Origin of the sequence: Microcoleus sp. MOSTC5 (assembly GCF_036701825.1) — a bacterium.
Taxonomy (GTDB): Bacteria; Cyanobacteriota; Cyanobacteriia; order Cyanobacteriales; family Microcoleaceae; genus Microcoleus; species Microcoleus asticus.
On sequence record NZ_JAUBRK010000038.1, the window covers coordinates 1 to 15,046 of the forward strand.

Consider the following 15,046-nt stretch of genomic DNA (forward strand, 5'->3'; position numbering starts at 1 on the left):
GTTAGGAGTTGGGATTCAATCAACTCTCAGCAAAACTTTTCATTATATCATAAAATTATTTTGCAAGAGGTCTAATATTTTGATTCGTATTCTTCGATCAACAGCCCCCAGAGACTCAGTAAAGTTTCTTCTTCTAGAGTTAATTCTTCCTGGGACATTAGGGATTCGACTTCTGCGAGGGCGAACTCATAATTTTCTTGATTCAGGATGGGCTTAGGCTGCGATTTCGCCAGTAGTTGACCGTAAGCTGTTCTTTCAATTGCGATATTCATGGTTCGTTCGATTGTTGAATTAGATCGGGACTTACCCATCAAAACCAAAGAAACCGGGTTTTCCACCATTTTTAATGCCTCAAAGGCAGTATTTAGGTGAAAAAACCCGGTTTCTGCGTTCAGGACTAGATTGCCGGGATCTGTCCCATCCCCCGCTATTTCCTTGTTCCATCCAAAATCTAAAATCCAAAATCTAAAATCCAAAATCGATCGCGCACCCTTTGACATTTCAAAAAATTTGGTTTACACTTAGCCGGTTGCGATCGCCAATGGTAAGATCGGCTCAAGCTAAATATTTTTTTAAAGCGCACAGGCGCAAAGTAATTTCATGGTATACTCTGGAACTGTTTGCTGGCTTCGCTCCACTGCCCGGATTACGATCGGGGCGATCGCAGCTTTTACCCTGTTGCAACCGCTCCAAGTCCAAGCACAACAACCTTCTGCGCCAGAGAACCAACCGCAAGTCGAACCCGCCGACGACCCCACAGACCCCAACAATCTCCGCCCTCTAACACAAGACAGCAGCCTGCTGAGTGTCCAGGGAGGTCAGCGTTTGATGACAGAAGCCAGCAGTGCTATTTCCGATCAGAATTACGCACTCGCTACTCAAAAACTCCAAGAATCCCGCCAAATTTTCAATCAACTATCCAACTTCTACCAACAACTGGGGAGCAGTTTTGCCGGAATTGACATCCGCTTGGCCGAAAGCCACCGCACCAAAGCTGTAGAAACAGCCCAAATGCGCGACGAAGCTACCTACCGCCTGGCGTTGGTACACCGGGCGCAAAATAAGCCCGAACTGGCTGTGCCCCTGCTGATTCAGATTATTCGATCGCAGCAGCCAACTCGCGACTTGGGCAAGAAAGCTTACCAGCAGTTACTGGAATTGGGTTTTGTGGATTCGCCCTTTCCCCGACCCGCCAGCAGTCAACCGAGTTCATCGACCAAATAGTTCCCCTAAAATCTAAATTACAGCCGTTTATCAGAGAAACCTATGGTTACACCGTCTCAAGTAGCAGAAATGATTAAGGCAGGGTTGCCCGACGCTAAAATACAAGTTGACGATTTGACCGGCGGCGGCGACCACTATCAGGCCAGAGTAGTCTCTGCAGCCTTTGAAGGAAAAAGCCGAGTACAGCAGCACCAACTGGTTTACGGCGCTCTCAAACAGGCTATGGCTAGTGAAGCCATCCACGCTTTGGGCTTGGAAACCTTAACTCCCGCTGAATGGGAAGCGAAAAGTCAAGTTGCTTAATTGTTGAGTCGCAATTGGGTATCGCAAGTTGGTGCTGGTGTCAAGAGTTGCTTGAGAGACAACTGCTGCACTTACGCACGAAAACCAAAGAAACCGGGTTTTTTAACCGGAATCTATGGCTGTAACGAAAGATTTTCGTAAAAAACCCGGTTTCTGCGTCAGTCAACGTTTAAAAATTTTCAAACAATATTAGGAGCTACCATGACTACAGCAGCACATGAAAGAATTGACGAGTTGGTTAAGCAAAACAAAATCATGGTGTTTATGAAGGGCAATAAGTTAATGCCCCAGTGCGGTTTCTCTAATACTGTGGTGCAAATTCTCAATACTTTGGGAGTGCCTTACGAAACTGTTGATGTTTTGGCAGACCAGGAAATTCGTCAAGGCGTTAAAGAGTATTCCCAATGGCCGACAATTCCCCAGGTCTATATCAACGGGGAGTTTATTGGTGGCTCGGATATTATGATCGAGATGTATCAAAAGGGCGAATTGCAAGAAGTTGTAGAAGTTGCTTTGGCTTCTTAAATACAAGGAAGGGAAAGGAGAAAGAAAGTTGTGAGTTTTGAGTTGTGAATTTTGAGTTTTAATTTTGGGGTGAAAGACTTAAAAAAATCTTAGTTCGGAACTCAAAACTTTCCCAAATTTCTAACTTTAACAACAGTAGGGCGGACACGGCCCGCCCTACTAAACATCAATTTTGAAACTACAGCTTGCAACTTCCTGACTGAACTTTTATACCAAAACTGGATTTTCTGAGCCCTTCAATCATTCTGGTAATAGCTGTGGGTATCAAAAAAGCTATTACCAATTACCCAATAATCAGCGGGTTTATTAAACCGAATTTGGTATTAATAGTAGTCTGATTCAGTTTGTGTCTGTGGCATTGCAAAATTGGATGGGTCGTGAATGTAACGCGCTGCTTCTTCCTCTAGTCTGTGAATCAGATAGGGTTCCAGACCGTTGGAATGCCGCAGGGCTGCTAAATAGCCATCTAAGTAAAGCCGCAGGTCATCAAAGCGATAACCTCTATTCCACATTTCGACGAGGGCGTCGGTGAGTTTTTGGTAGTGCCTGATTGTTTGGGTGTCTTGTAGCATGGTGTGAGGTTGAAATCCTTTGTGGTTTGTATAATGACGGCGGGATTTAGGAACGGCCTCGATTGATGCTGATTGGCTCAGCTTGAGGCTATTTCTAAATAAAAGTTTTTACCCTGCTCAACAGGCTACCCTCCATAAAAAATTTCACTCGCTGCAATGCAGTGGCTCGACTTTTTTGCGCGCACCTAGATAATCCGCCGTGCGTTTAATTGAGTCGGGATGTTGCTGAATTTTGCGGTCAAAGTGGGTGAGTCTTCCGGCTACCGAGCGAACGGTTGGAGGAATTTTAGTTTCAGTTGCGCGATTTGTCAACCTCCTATGGGTGGCGGCTGGGCCGGGGGGTTCGGTTGTAGCAGGCGGTTGGGGCATAAGATCGATCGGCTTTACACTGTCTTATTTTCATTGTAAGCTCATCGCCAGAATGATTTAACCTTTCTGCGGACTGACGAGTCCAAATTGACCAAATTTTTAAAATTCATCCCCTCGGTTTGTTCTCCGCTTTAAAGGCAGCTCATGCTTGAGTAGCGCTGGTTACAAAACCTTGACAAAAGCTCTGTTAACCTGGTAGCCATTAGTGATAAGGGAAGCTCGCCTCTGTGGAATCTGCAAGTATTTCAATTGTTGAAGGGAATCCGCACCTGCGATCGCTCTTGGGCTGGCATCTACAGCAAGTCGGTCACTGGGTGCACCAGTCAGCGGATATCAGTCACGCTAGGGAAATATTTTTCAGCCGCCAGCCAACCCTAGTCATTCTGGATGCCCAATTGCCTGATGGGGACGGTTTGGAATTTTGCCGCTGGCTGCAACAGCAGCAGCAGTCGCTGATTTTGATGCTGTCGGCGCGGAATTCGGAATCGGATATTGTTGAAGGTTTGAAGTCGGGCGCAGACGATTACCTGACTAAACCCTTTGGGATGCAAGAGTTTATGGCCAGGGTGGAGGCTCTGATGCGCCGCAACCGCACGATGATACCGCCGGCGACCCTGGAGTGCGGGCTGCTGAAAATTGATTTGGTGCAGCGCCGAGTGAGGTTGTACGAGGAACATATTGAGCTGACTCCCCAGGAATTTAGCCTGCTTTACGTGCTGGCTCAAGCTGGAGGAGTGCCGCTGTCGCGCTCTGATTTGCTGCGGCGGGCGTGGCCCGATGCTATTGATAACCCCCGGACGATCGACACTCACGTACTCTCTCTGCGTAAAAAAATAGAAATCGACCCGCGACAGCCGAGCCTGATTCAAACTGTACGGAATGTCGGCTACCGACTGAATCTGGAGTTGTTGAATGGGAGTCAACGGCATTTACCGCTGGTACCCGGAGCTGTGAGTTCTTAAACTATTATCGGGCTATAAGTCGGATTTTATGTTGGGAATTTATTGGCGATCGCATCGGTTTTCGCCGCCATAATAAAATCATTGCGGTGCAGTCCAGAAATCGCGTGAGTCCACCAAGTAACGGTAACTTTTCCCCACTCGGTTAAAAGTGCGGGGTGATGTCCTTCAGTTTCTGCTGCTTCGCCGACGCTGTTTGTAAAGGCGATCGCACTTTTGAAATCCGGGAATTTGTATGTGCGTTCTATTTGGGGAATGCCATTTTTTTCGATGAAATTCCACTCGGGAATGTGAGGTTTGAGTTGGACAATTTCGTAAGCTGTGACGCGGGGAGAGTTTGGGCGGCAGGCGGCACAGCGTTCTTTTGCTAAAGGTTCCATAAATGGCTTGTTAGCGAGAAGATGCTAAAAGACATTATAGACATTTCTAATCTGAATGACTTAGAACAGAGCTACAGTCCGTTAAGAGTTAAGTAGACATTGTGATGAAAATCGTTCATACAAAAGATGAGCAATCCTTGTATTTGAACTATTTGTTAGCAGAAGCATTCGCAGTTTTAAAGTTTCTAGTCGCAGCAAGTAGCTGGATGGAACGAAACCAGCAAAGGAGGCAGAGGCGATCGCTGGAATGACCAGAAATGATAATATTTTTTTTCACTTGAGATAATACTCAAATGCGATTTTGAGGATAGACTTAACTACAGCGATACTTTTTTGTCAAGTGAATAAGACTTACCCACAGGTAGCCAGACTGGTTAAATTATGAAAAATCCTCAAAGTTTAGAAGATTTACAAGATGTTATAGAATCTCAAAATTTGGCGTTTCACTTGGGCAATTACAGGAAAGCATATTGGTTAATCAAGTATAATTTGAATTACTATCTCAAAAGATGGGGATACTGGACTTTACTCCAAGAGTTGTACGAAAAAATATTACTTCATGTTGACGAGCGCGAGCGTTCCTATTGTTTAAAAAATATAGGTGAAATTCATCTAAATTTGGGGAATTGGGATTTAGCACAACAATATTTTAAAGATGCGTTATCAATTGCGCAAAAAGAAGATAATAAGAGCGACATGGCTACTTCATTAGGGATGTTGGGAGGTATCGAGCGACGTCGCGGCAATTGGGATGAAGCTGAGAGACTCTACCGGCAATGTTTGGAAATGATGACAGAAGTGGGCGATCGCTCAGGCATGACATATTCTTGGGGAGCGTTGGGGGATATCGAGCGATGTCATGGCCAGTGGGATGAAGCAGAGAGACTCTATCGACAATGTTTGGAAATGATGACAGAATTGGGCGATCGATCGGGCATGGCATTTTCTTGGGCATCGTTGGGAAGTATCGAGCGAAGTCGTGGCAAATGGGATGAAGCTGAGAAACTCTATCGGCAATCTTTGGCATTGAGAACAGAATTGGGCGATCGCTCGGGCATGGCATCTTCTTGGGCATCGTTAGGATATATAGAAAAATGTCGTGGCAAATGGGATGAAGCTGAGAAACTCTACCGGCAATCTTTGGCATTGAGAACAGAATTGGGCGATCGCTCGGGCATGGCATCTTCTTGGGGAAATTTGGGAGATATCGAGAAAAAGCGGGGCAATTGGGATGAAGCAGAGAAACTTTTTCGGCAATGTTTGGAAATGACGACAGAATTGGGCGAGCGCGAAGGGATAGCAAAGTCGATCGGTTGTCTGGGAGACAATGAACTCGGTAGAGGCAATCTAGATACAGCAGAACAACTGTTAACAGAAGCTTTAGGAAAAATGCAAAAACTGGGGATGAGTTGGCATATTGCCGAAATTAACTACGATTTAGCGCGACTTGAGCGAAAGCGCGGCAACACAGAAGTTGCTCAACAACATTACGATACAGCATATATAATTTTTCAACAATTGCGAGCGGCGAAGGATTTGGAGAAAATCGAGAGAGAATGGCACAGCACCGATTAGAACAGGGATATCGGATTGAAGGAGGCGATCTTTGCTAACAACAAACACGTCAAAAATTCAGTCCGGCAGGAGTTGAAACCCCTGGCGGACTTCGGGAGAAAGAAACAGCCCTGGGGGGTGAGGGGGAATCTGGTGCTTAGGCAATATCAACCGATAACTTTCTTAATCAAATCCAACTTACCTAGATAGGGAGCGTAGCGCCATTTTAAGTCAAGTAAAAATGACTTTTGCAGCACGCTTTTTTGATGCGAAAAGGTGTCAAAACTTGCTTTGCCGTGATAGGTGCCGATGCCGCTGTCGCCAACTCCGCCAAAAGGTAAACTTGTTACTCCGATTTGCATAACCGTGTCGTTTAGACAAACTCCCCCCGAAGAAGTTTCCCGCAAAACTCGCTTTTGTTTCTCTTTATCCTTCGAGAACAAATACAAAGCTAGGGGTTTGGGACGGGCGTTGATTTGGGCGATCGCCTCCCCGAAATCATCATACTCCAAAACTGGCAAAATCGGCCCGAAAATCTCATCCTTCATCACAGGCGCATCCCAGGAAACCTTGTCGATAACCGTCGGTGCAATATATTTATCTTCGGGGTTTGTTTGACCGCCGACGACAACTTCTCCGTCTTTGATAAACTCTGCCAAACGTCCTAAATGATGCTGATTAATAATTCGGGAATAGTCGGGACTTTTCTGCGGGTCGTCGCCGTAAAATCCGTGAATAGCTGTTTTAATTGCCTGCATCAAATCGGGTTTAACTTTTTTATCAACTAACAGGTAATCTGGGGCGATACAAGTTTGACCGGCATTGATGAATTTGCCCCACGCAATGCGTTTAGCAGTGTATTCAACTTGAATATCTGAGTCTACAATGCAAGGAGTTTTGCCGCCCAATTCTAATGTCACAGGTGTCAGGTGTTTGGCGGCGGCTTCCATGACTATTCTACCGATTTTTGTGCCGCCTGTAAAGAAGATGTGGTCGAATTTTTCGGCTAATAATTGTTGGCTGATTTCGACTCCTCCTTCGACGGCGGCTACGTAGGCGGGATCGAAGGTTTTGGCAATCATGTCGGCGACAACTGCCGACGTGTGCGAGGCGATTTCTGAAGGTTTGAGGATGGCGCAGTTGCCTGCGGCGATCGCCCCGACCAAGGGTGATATCATTAGCTGAAATGGGTAATTCCAAGGCCCGATGATTAAAACAACGCCCAAAGGTTCTGGGTAAATGCGGGCTGATGCTGGGAATTGGTCGATCGAAGTAGGCACTTTTTTCGGCTTTGCCCACGATTTAACATTTTTGATGGCATAATTAACTTCTGCGATCGTAGCAATTTCAAAATAAGCCTCGTACTCCGGCCTGTTCAAATCCGCCTTGACAGCATCCACAATCCGTGATTGATTGGAAACGATCGCACTTTTGAGATTCTTGAGTTGTTCGATCCGGAAATCCACATCTTTAGTTTTCCCAGTCGCAAAAAATTGCCGCTGCTGCTGGATAATATCGCTGACTCTGATTACCATATTTAGTCCTCCATGTCTATCAATAAATGTTACAACAAGAAAACGGAACTTGGGTAAAGTGCGATCGGTGTTATATCCCCAACTTCTTCAGTAAGTCGTGGATCTTGGCTTTACAAATCCTTGAGAAATGCTATAAATTAGAAGCTAATAATTGTGGAACTGACAACGGAGTTCGCTTATGAAAATATCTAAGAACGATTTTTTTTTCTATTCCTGCTGGCTGCTTTGTTTGTTTGCAGTAGCAGGATGTACCTCTAAGCCCCAAAAGCAAGTTGTCATCTGCTCGAAAGACTTTACCGAACAAGCCATTCTCGCAGAAATTTTAGCACAGCACATCGAAGCTAAAACAGATATCAAAGTAGAACAAGAACAGAATCTCGGAGGTTCGCTTTGCCATCAATCCCTAACCGCAGGTAAAATCGACTTGTACGTCGAATACACGGGTACTGCTTACGCCAACATACTGAAACAAAAACCGATTTCTGACCCCAAAAAAGTCCTTGATTACCTCAAACAAGAATATCCCAAACAGTTTAAAGCAGAATGGACGGAACCGCTGGGATTTAATAACAGTTTTGCGATTATTTTGCGGGGAGATCAGGCTAAAACACTCAATTTGCAAACTCTCTCGCAACTAGGCAAAGCTGCACCAAAATTGCGCGCTGGTTTCGGCCCAGAATTCAAAGATAGAGAAGATGGATTTCCCGGATTAGCTAAAACTTACGGGATTAAATTTGCGGAAGAACCGAAGGAATTGTTATTAGGATTGCTTTATCAAGCGCTGCAACAAAAAGAAGTAGATGTGATTGCTGGTAATACGACGGACGGTTTGATTCAAAGTTTGGGTTTAGTAGTGCTGAAAGATGATAAAAACTATTTCCCGCCCTACGAAGCAGTTCCGGTTGTGCGATCGCAAATTTTGGAAAAATACCCAGAATTGCGTCAAGTTCTCGCAGAATTGGGCGGCAAAATCTCCGAGGAAGATATGCGTAAACTCAACTATCAAGTTGACGGGGAACAGCAAGAAGCGGGACAAGTGGCGCGGGAGTTTTTGCAGCAAAAGTTTGGCGACTCAAAGCCAGTAACTCCGGCGAAATAAAGGGTTTCATTGTTCTGGCTGTTTGCTGAACGGTATTGTAGTTAGCTATATTATTAGTTAGACTCATATAAATAAATGAAGGTATAAAGCTATGAGAACTGTCAAAACTGCTATCTCATTGCCAGCATCTTTATTTGAACAAGCCGAAACATTAGCTGGCGAAATGCAAATTTCGCAGAGTTTTTCGATCGAAATAGCGCTTGAAGAATTTATCCGCCGCCGCGAAAATCAACAACTGTTAGAAAAAATTAATGCTGCTTGCGAAACACCTCTCTCTGAAGAAGAACAAGTTTTGCTTCGCAAGATGAGTCGTTCTCATCGCAGGCTGGTGGAAGGCGAATGGTAATCAATATTTTCCAAGTTGCAAAACAGCAGCTTTTATTGCTTCTATCTGCGACTCTGCAACTTCAACCGTAATTGCTTCGACATTGAAACTCTCTAAGCTATAGCCATCTTCTTCACCTTCAGGCATCTGGTAGTGTTCTACAACAGTTGCTGTAGCACCTTTTTTTAGACCGTACTTAGGGATGTCTTCTCGCAATGCTACCTGTGAAAACAGTTTAAATTTCATGGGGGCTTAACCTCTTGTCAGCGAGTGGTAATATCAAATCCGGCGGCATCGGAATTAATATTATCCACAGTCAGGAAACGGCAGTGCCGCTTCCCTACAATTAATCGGGCGATAGTTACATCGGGTGCGAGCACTCCGGGCGTTCCGCCCCGCAAGCTACGATTATTTTAGGGTAGGGAAACGGCATTGCCGTATCCTCCCTTACTTAAGTCCCTTCACTCAGCCTGCGCAAATTCAAAATATCGCTCATCTTTTTAATTTGCATACAAGTCCGCTCGAACTGTTCCTTATCCTCAATATCCATGCACAAGTCAATTAATGCGGGCAAACCGGGATAGGTTTTTACTTGAGCGCTGCGAACGTTTACTTTGTTGTCCTTCAAATGCGACAATACATCGTTTAGAACTCCGACTCGATCGAGCGCCTCAATTTGAATGTTAACTGCATAAGTATTCGGACGGCTACCATTGCGATCGCTAGAATTCCAACTCACAGGAACTAACCGATCGCCCGGTACGCTCTCAACATTTGAACACCCTTGCCGGTGAATCGAAATTCCGCGAGTGCGAGTCACAACTCCAATAATTGCTTCCCCAGGAATCGGACAACAACAGCCGGATAAATGGTACAGCAATCCCTCTACACCTGCGATCGGCGATTTGCTCGGAGACGAACTCGGTACTGGTTTCGGTGTCGTCGATGCAGGTATTAGCTGGGGCAATTCCTGTCCTCCTCCGGGAGCAGCTTCAATTTTTTGCTGCACTTTTACTAAATCTCGCAGTCGATTTACCACGAGATTTAGGGTAACTTCGCCGTAGCCCAAACCCGCGATTAAATCTTCGACACTGTGGTAGTTGCACCGCTGAGCCACAGACTGCATGGGTTCAGATTTCAGCAAAGATTCCAAGCCGTTTTTACCTAATTCTTTTTCCAGCAATTCGCGCCCGCGAGCGAGGTTTTCATCTCGGTGCGATCGCTTCAACCACTGACGAATTCGGTTTTTTGCTCCGTTTGTCTTGACAAAATTCAGCCAGTCGGAACTAGGATGACCATTTTTTTGGGTCAAGATTTCTACAATATCGCCGTTCTTTAAAACCTTGTCTAGTGTTACCATTCGCCCGTTGACTCTGGCACCGGTGCAGCGATTGCCAATTTCTGTGTGAATGCGGTAAGCAAAATCTACGGGAGTTGACCCGCTATTGAGAGCAATCACGTCTCCGTTAGGAGTAAAAACGTAAATATCTTCGTCGAATAAGTTGTCCTTAATGCTTTGTAAATATTCCTGATCGTCTTTGAGGTCGCTTTGCCATTCTAGGAGTTGCCGCAGCCAAGTAAATTTTTCGTCGTCGCCGGTGACTGTTGTGTTAGAACCGCCAGTTTCTTTGTATTTCCAGTGCGCGGCAATGCCGTATTCTGCAATGTGGTGCATTGCTACGGTGCGAATTTGTACTTCGATGGGGCGGCCGCTGGTTCCGATTACTCCGGTGTGCAAAGATTGATAGCGATTCGCTTTTGGTAAACCGATATAATCTTTAAAGCGGCCGGGAATCGGGCGGAAAGAATCGTGGACGATCGCCAAAGCACGATAACAGTCATCATTGCTTTCTACTATGATCCGCACCGCAGCAATATCGTACACTTGCTTAAACCCTTTTTGCCGGCGCTGCATCTTCCCGTAAATCCCGTACAAATGTTTGGGACGACCGCTAACTTCATAGCATTTAATGCCTAAATTGTCAAGTCTTTCTCGCAAACTATCTGTGACTTCTGCGAGTTGAGTTTCTCGATCGGCCCGCTTCTCGGCCACCAATTCCTGAATTTCGCGATAAGCTTCCGGTTCCAGGTATTTAAACGCTAAATCTTCCAATTCCCACTTAAAGCGCCCGATACCCAAACGGTTCGCCAGGGGAGCAAAAATCTCTCGGGTTTCTAGAGCAATACTGCGCTGCTTTTCCTCGGACAAATGCTCCAAAGTCCTCATGTTGTGCAGCCTGTCTGCCAGTTTGACAACAATGACGCGAATATCTTTAGCCATTGCTAGGAACATTCGGCGGAAATTTTCAGCAAGGCGCTCTGTTTTGCTGGAAAAGTTAAACTTAGAAAGCTTGGTGACACCTTCCACCAACTGTCGCACTTCCGCGCCGAACCGCTGTTCTATTTCTTCTAGAGTAATATCTGTATCTTCAACAATGTCGTGGAGGAAGCCGGCGGCAATCATGACGTTGTTGCCGCCCATATACCGGAGTATTCCAGCGACAGCTACCGGATGGCAAATGTAAGGTTCTCCAGATTTGCGGTACTGTCCTTCGTGCAAGTCGCGGGCAAATTCAAAAGCCCGACAAATTAAGCTGTTGTCAGTCGAGCAATTCGGGTTAGGGCCAGCATCAGGCTGCGATGGAGCATTCATGCATTCTTGCAGCCAATCGGGAACTACAGCAGGATCGATGGAATGAGAGGGAGTCAGAGTGTTCGCGTTCATGAGGTACACCTTTAAAACTTAGAAATACAAATGGTTAAAAGCCGGCTTTCGGTTGAATTGCCGAAATTATGTGTTTAGCTATACTAAACTAATTGAATGCCACAATTTGCAATTCAAAAAAATAGTCGATTTTTGTGTTAACTATACCTATCTAATTCCGAGTCGCCCCCCTCTCAGGTAGGAAAATATAGTGATACCACTGCCACCGCGGTCTGTCGATCGGGTAAAATAAGCATATTTTGGCGGTAGCAGTTGAGGTAGCTGGCGCTCGGCATTCACAGGCAACGCTAAACTAAAAGCATGAGCCAGAAGGGTTTAGTCAGGGAACTCTATCAGAAAAAGTTCTCAAAAAACAGGGAATTGCTGCAAAAACGCACGGCTTCCCTTAATACGAGCAAACCTTAAGCAAGAATCTACTTTGATTATAAATACAAATTTGTTTACAAAATCATGATATTGTCCGAAGACCGCCGCCAGTGCTACCAAGAATTACAGCAAGCACTAGAACAACTACAAAGAACTGCTGCACAGGATAATCTGGATCGGGCAGCGCTGGCGATCGAATACAGAAAAGTGCAACAATTTTTCGGAAACCAAATTATGAGAGCCGAAAGCGATGAGTTAGACGCCTCAGACACACCCCCAGAGCAGTCCTATTTGACTGAAATTCACAAGCAACTGCGGTTATTGGGGACAGATGTCACGTTTTTGCAAGCGTCGCGCCAGCCAGCGACAGCAGAGGCGAGGCAAACTGCGGCGATCGCGCGGCTCAACACGCTAATTGGCTACTGCGGCGCGCTGCTGCAAAAAAATTCTGGTTCTTCAGGGCCCGCCCAGATACAGAATTAATAATTGAATTAACAGGGAATTGAGAAGGCAAGGAGAAATAAAGCGGTGGAATGTCCAAAATGTAAACATCCCAACTTAGAAGGCGGCACCTTAGCCGGCAGTATGTCGGTGCAGTGGTGTCCGAACTGTTACGGTATCTGGATTCCAGGCAGAGAATACGAAGCTTGGCAGAAAGAGCAGAGCCAGTGGTACAACAAATCCCAGAAGCCAGAGGCGGCAGGCACTCTCGGCATAGAATTCACGCCGTCTCCCTACGACAGCAAAGCAGCGCTGTGTCCCGAAGACGGTCACTATCTGTCGCGGGCGAAAGTTCCCTTCAGCAGAGTGCCCTTTTACATAGAGCGCTGTATGTTGTGCGGGGGCATTTGGTGCGATAACGGCGAGTGGGACATTCTCGAAAGTCTGGGATTCCACACCGAGATTGACAAGATGTTTTCTCCCAATTGGCAAGCTAAGGCTCGGGTTCAAGAACTCGCCTCTCGGGAACGTCAAGTGCTGACTGAGAAGCTGGGGCCGGATATCGCCGGATATGTGTTGGAACTCGCGGAAGTTTTAGCAGACCATCCTCACGCAGATTGTGCGGCTACTTACATACTGCGGAGAGCTGAGTTGAAGCGAAGGGAAATTTAGTCAGTTGGCTGTTGACAGTTGACTGTTGACGGTTGACTGTTGACTGTTGTTAGTAAGCGGTTGGTCGGTTAATGATGTAGTGATAAAATCTTTGTTTGTAGCAATTTATATTGGTATTTACAAACAGCATATCGGTTTATTGCCAATAACTAATAAGTCCTGAACAATACTAATAACTAACAACTAACCGCCAGTATATTGATAAATAATAAATAACAACAGACAACAGTCAACAGTCAACAGTTAACAGTCAACAGACAACAGACAACAGACAACAGACAACAGACTAAGGACTAATGACTAATGACTAATGACTCTTCTCTATTTTCAGTTGACAATCTGCGAGTAGCTTATCCTCAGCGGCGGGGCCAATCCGGTTGGGCCGTTGACGGGGTTTCCCTGACGCTGAAACCCGGGGAAAAGCTGGGATTAGTTGGGGAGTCTGGGTGCGGTAAGTCTACTTTGGGAAGGGCGGCGATGCGGTTGCTGCCGGATTCAACGCTGATTGAGGGGCGAGTTAGTTTTGCTGGAGAGTCGGTGTTTGACATGAATGCTTCGCGGCTGAGACGGTTTCGGGGCGAAGCTGTGGCATTGATTTTTCAAGATCCGATGACTCGTCTCGATCCTTTGATGACTGTCGGGGAACACTGCATCGAGACTTTGCAAGCTCACATACCGAATTTGGATCGCAAGCAAGCTAAGAAACGGGCGATCGACATTTTGGAAGCTGTGAAAATTCCGGCGTCTCGCTGGTCGCAATTTCCCCACGAATTTAGCGGCGGAATGCGGCAAAGAGTAGCAATTGCTTTGGCTCTTTTGCTCGATCCTAAATTAATTGTGGCGGACGAACCGACTACAAGTTTGGACGTAACTGTCGCCGCCCAGATTTTGCAAGAATTAACCAGACTTTGCGCGGAACGGGGAACGGCTATTTTGTTGATTTCTCACGATTTGGCGATGGTGGCTGAGTATTGCGATCGCATTGCGGTGATGTACGGCGGCAAAGTGGTAGAAACAGGGCCGGTGAAAAACGTTTTTGAACAGCCTCAGCACGAATATACTCGATCGCTCCTCAAAGCAGCTTTGCACATTCAAGCTGATTCGGACAAAGGGTTAGCATTCGAGGAAATCAGGACTGAAGTCGTTACTGCCAACTTAACAAATTCTCCTCTTTTGACAGTGACGGATTTGCAGCAACACTACAATTTAGAAAGCAATTTATTAGATCAGTTATTTGCCCGGAATCGCCAGGTAATTAAAGCAGTAGACGGCGTTAGTTTAGAGCTACAACGGGGAGAAATCCTAGGGCTTGTGGGGGAGTCCGGCTGCGGCAAAAGTACCTTGTCACGCACGATTTTGCAGCTAATAACCGCGACTGGCGGCAAAGTTGAATTTCAAGGGATAGATATAACTGCCCTGAACCGCGATGCTGTGAGGCAGCACCGCCGCGAAATGCAAATGATATTTCAAGACCCCCACGCTTGCCTGAATCCGATGATGACTGTCGGGCAAAGTATTGCTGACCCTTTGTTTATTCACAAATTAGCTAATGCGCGCGAAGCTAAAAAAGAAGTAATCCAAATGTTAGAGCGGGTGGGTTTAAGTCCAGGGGAGGATTTCTTTCGTCGCTATCCGGGGGAATTATCGGGAGGACAACAGCAGCGAGTTTCGATCGCCCGCGCTTTGATTACTCGGCCGCAACTGATAATTTGCGACGAACCTGTGAGTATGCTGGATGCCAGCGTGCAGACTCAAGTTTTAGAGTTGATGTTGGAGTTGAAGCAGGAATTTAATTTGACTTATCTGTTTATTACGCACGATTTGTGGGTGGCGAGATTTTTTTGCGATCGTATTGCGGTAATGAATGCTGGAAAAATTGTTGAAATCGGTAAGACTAGGGATATTTTTACTAATCCGCAGCACCCTTACACTCAGCAATTATTGCAGGCAGCTCCTTTACTGGCTCGAACTAAATAAAAAGGCCTAAAATTGGGGCG

General features: G+C 45.9%; 18 protein-coding genes. 11 read left to right on the forward strand and 7 right to left on the reverse strand.

Annotated elements, in window-relative coordinates; all coding sequences use genetic code 11:
* Positions 1-71: 71 nt before the first annotated feature.
* The gene (locus QUA54_RS20715) at positions 72-500 is read right to left on the reverse strand and encodes a hypothetical protein (RefSeq protein WP_333416105.1); all 429 of its coding nucleotides are present in this window, start codon (positions 498-500) and stop codon (positions 72-74) included.
* 100 nt (positions 501-600) lie between these two features.
* On the opposite strand from QUA54_RS20715, the gene QUA54_RS20720 reads away from it, so the two are divergent.
* The 3 genes from QUA54_RS20720 to grxD all read left to right on the forward strand — a co-directional run bounded on the left by QUA54_RS20720 (position 601) and on the right by grxD (position 2,052).
* A complete protein-coding gene (locus tag QUA54_RS20720; RefSeq protein WP_172192606.1) occupies positions 601-1,224 on the forward strand; it encodes a hypothetical protein in 624 nt (207 codons plus the stop codon).
* 42 nt (positions 1,225-1,266) lie between these two features.
* Entirely contained in the window at positions 1,267-1,527 is a 261-nt protein-coding gene (locus tag QUA54_RS20725) for a BolA family protein (protein ID WP_172192604.1), read from the forward strand.
* A 201-nt stretch (positions 1,528-1,728) separates the two neighbouring features.
* Complete coding sequence (gene grxD, locus QUA54_RS20730; RefSeq protein ID WP_172192602.1) at positions 1,729-2,052, forward strand: Grx4 family monothiol glutaredoxin; 324 nt, start codon at positions 1,729-1,731, stop codon at positions 2,050-2,052.
* 323 nt (positions 2,053-2,375) lie between these two features.
* Here grxD and QUA54_RS20735 read toward each other — a convergent pair whose 3' ends face one another.
* Complete coding sequence (locus QUA54_RS20735) at positions 2,376-2,624, reverse strand: DUF6761 family protein (RefSeq protein WP_172192600.1); 249 nt, start codon at positions 2,622-2,624, stop codon at positions 2,376-2,378.
* Between the two features lie 144 nt (positions 2,625-2,768).
* Positions 2,769-2,993, reverse strand: coding sequence for a hypothetical protein (locus QUA54_RS20740; RefSeq protein ID WP_333193178.1), 225 nt, complete (start codon positions 2,991-2,993; stop codon positions 2,769-2,771).
* Positions 2,994-3,220: 227 nt separating this feature from the next.
* Here QUA54_RS20740 and QUA54_RS20745 point away from each other — a divergent pair, with 227 nt between their 5' ends.
* On the forward strand, positions 3,221-3,955 hold the full coding sequence (locus QUA54_RS20745; RefSeq protein WP_333416106.1) for a response regulator transcription factor: 735 nt from the start codon (positions 3,221-3,223) through the stop codon (positions 3,953-3,955).
* Positions 3,956-3,981: 26 nt separating this feature from the next.
* Here the strand turns inward: QUA54_RS20745 and QUA54_RS20750 are convergent, their stop codons facing one another.
* Complete coding sequence (locus QUA54_RS20750) at positions 3,982-4,332, reverse strand: 4a-hydroxytetrahydrobiopterin dehydratase (protein WP_333416107.1); 351 nt, start codon at positions 4,330-4,332, stop codon at positions 3,982-3,984.
* A gap of 104 nt (positions 4,333-4,436) precedes the next feature.
* Between QUA54_RS20750 and QUA54_RS20755 the strand changes: the two genes are divergently transcribed.
* Both QUA54_RS20755 and QUA54_RS20760 read left to right on the forward strand, forming a co-directional pair.
* Positions 4,437-4,583, forward strand: coding sequence for a hypothetical protein (locus QUA54_RS20755; RefSeq protein ID WP_333416108.1), 147 nt, complete (start codon positions 4,437-4,439; stop codon positions 4,581-4,583).
* 130 nt (positions 4,584-4,713) lie between these two features.
* Complete coding sequence (locus QUA54_RS20760) at positions 4,714-5,907, forward strand: tetratricopeptide repeat protein (RefSeq protein WP_333416109.1); 1,194 nt, start codon at positions 4,714-4,716, stop codon at positions 5,905-5,907.
* A 146-nt stretch (positions 5,908-6,053) separates the two neighbouring features.
* On the opposite strand, the gene QUA54_RS20765 is transcribed toward QUA54_RS20760, so the two are convergent.
* The gene (locus QUA54_RS20765) at positions 6,054-7,421 is read right to left on the reverse strand and encodes an aldehyde dehydrogenase (RefSeq protein WP_333416110.1); all 1,368 of its coding nucleotides are present in this window, start codon (positions 7,419-7,421) and stop codon (positions 6,054-6,056) included.
* Between the two features lie 178 nt (positions 7,422-7,599).
* Here QUA54_RS20765 and QUA54_RS20770 point away from each other — a divergent pair, with 178 nt between their 5' ends.
* Both QUA54_RS20770 and QUA54_RS20775 read left to right on the forward strand, forming a co-directional pair.
* A complete protein-coding gene (locus QUA54_RS20770; protein ID WP_333416111.1) occupies positions 7,600-8,520 on the forward strand; it encodes a glycine betaine ABC transporter substrate-binding protein in 921 nt (306 codons plus the stop codon).
* 91 nt (positions 8,521-8,611) lie between these two features.
* Positions 8,612-8,866, forward strand: a complete 255-nt coding sequence (locus tag QUA54_RS20775) for a hypothetical protein (RefSeq protein ID WP_333416112.1) — start codon at positions 8,612-8,614, stop codon at positions 8,864-8,866.
* On the opposite strand, the gene QUA54_RS20780 is transcribed toward QUA54_RS20775, so the two are convergent.
* Both QUA54_RS20780 and QUA54_RS20785 read right to left on the reverse strand, forming a co-directional pair.
* The gene (locus tag QUA54_RS20780; protein WP_333416113.1) at positions 8,867-9,091 is read right to left on the reverse strand and encodes a DUF4926 domain-containing protein; all 225 of its coding nucleotides are present in this window, start codon (positions 9,089-9,091) and stop codon (positions 8,867-8,869) included.
* Positions 9,092-9,296: 205 nt separating this feature from the next.
* The gene (locus tag QUA54_RS20785) at positions 9,297-11,570 is read right to left on the reverse strand and encodes a bifunctional (p)ppGpp synthetase/guanosine-3',5'-bis(diphosphate) 3'-pyrophosphohydrolase (protein ID WP_333416114.1); all 2,274 of its coding nucleotides are present in this window, start codon (positions 11,568-11,570) and stop codon (positions 9,297-9,299) included.
* 450 nt (positions 11,571-12,020) lie between these two features.
* On the opposite strand from QUA54_RS20785, the gene patD reads away from it, so the two are divergent.
* The 3 genes from patD (at position 12,021) to QUA54_RS20800 (ending at position 15,026) form a co-directional block, all read left to right on the forward strand.
* A complete protein-coding gene (gene patD / locus QUA54_RS20790) occupies positions 12,021-12,419 on the forward strand; it encodes a heterocyst frequency control protein PatD (protein ID WP_172192385.1) in 399 nt (132 codons plus the stop codon).
* Positions 12,420-12,464: 45 nt separating this feature from the next.
* Entirely contained in the window at positions 12,465-13,049 is a 585-nt protein-coding gene (locus QUA54_RS20795) for a zf-TFIIB domain-containing protein (protein ID WP_172192383.1), read from the forward strand.
* A 303-nt stretch (positions 13,050-13,352) separates the two neighbouring features.
* Positions 13,353-15,026 carry an ABC transporter ATP-binding protein gene (locus QUA54_RS20800; protein WP_333204297.1) on the forward strand — a complete coding sequence of 558 codons (1,674 nt, stop codon included), beginning with the start codon at positions 13,353-13,355 and terminating at the stop codon, positions 15,024-15,026.
* Positions 15,027-15,046 lie beyond the last annotated feature (20 nt).

Excerpts from the sequence above, each read along its gene's own strand:
- QUA54_RS20715 (WP_333416105.1), bottom strand. The coding sequence starts at position 500 with ATGTCAAAGGGTGCGCGATCGATTTTGGATTTTAGATTTTGGATTTTA.
- QUA54_RS20720 (WP_172192606.1), top strand. The coding sequence starts at position 601 with ATGGTATACTCTGGAACTGTTTGCTGGCTTCGCTCCACTGCCCGGATT.
- QUA54_RS20725 (WP_172192604.1), top strand. The coding sequence starts at position 1,267 with ATGGTTACACCGTCTCAAGTAGCAGAAATGATTAAGGCAGGGTTGCCC.
- grxD (WP_172192602.1), top strand. The coding sequence starts at position 1,729 with ATGACTACAGCAGCACATGAAAGAATTGACGAGTTGGTTAAGCAAAAC.
- QUA54_RS20735 (WP_172192600.1), bottom strand. The coding sequence starts at position 2,624 with ATGCTACAAGACACCCAAACAATCAGGCACTACCAAAAACTCACCGAC.
- QUA54_RS20740 (WP_333193178.1), bottom strand. The coding sequence starts at position 2,993 with ATGCCCCAACCGCCTGCTACAACCGAACCCCCCGGCCCAGCCGCCACC.
- QUA54_RS20750 (WP_333416107.1), bottom strand. The coding sequence starts at position 4,332 with ATGGAACCTTTAGCAAAAGAACGCTGTGCCGCCTGCCGCCCAAACTCT.
- QUA54_RS20755 (WP_333416108.1), top strand. The coding sequence starts at position 4,437 with ATGAAAATCGTTCATACAAAAGATGAGCAATCCTTGTATTTGAACTAT.
- QUA54_RS20760 (WP_333416109.1), top strand. The coding sequence starts at position 4,714 with ATGAAAAATCCTCAAAGTTTAGAAGATTTACAAGATGTTATAGAATCT.
- QUA54_RS20765 (WP_333416110.1), bottom strand. The coding sequence starts at position 7,421 with ATGGTAATCAGAGTCAGCGATATTATCCAGCAGCAGCGGCAATTTTTT.
- QUA54_RS20770 (WP_333416111.1), top strand. The coding sequence starts at position 7,600 with ATGAAAATATCTAAGAACGATTTTTTTTTCTATTCCTGCTGGCTGCTT.
- QUA54_RS20775 (WP_333416112.1), top strand. The coding sequence starts at position 8,612 with ATGAGAACTGTCAAAACTGCTATCTCATTGCCAGCATCTTTATTTGAA.
- QUA54_RS20780 (WP_333416113.1), bottom strand. The coding sequence starts at position 9,091 with ATGAAATTTAAACTGTTTTCACAGGTAGCATTGCGAGAAGACATCCCT.
- QUA54_RS20785 (WP_333416114.1), bottom strand. The coding sequence starts at position 11,570 with ATGAACGCGAACACTCTGACTCCCTCTCATTCCATCGATCCTGCTGTA.
- patD (WP_172192385.1), top strand. The coding sequence starts at position 12,021 with ATGATATTGTCCGAAGACCGCCGCCAGTGCTACCAAGAATTACAGCAA.
- QUA54_RS20800 (WP_333204297.1), top strand. The coding sequence starts at position 13,353 with ATGACTAATGACTCTTCTCTATTTTCAGTTGACAATCTGCGAGTAGCT.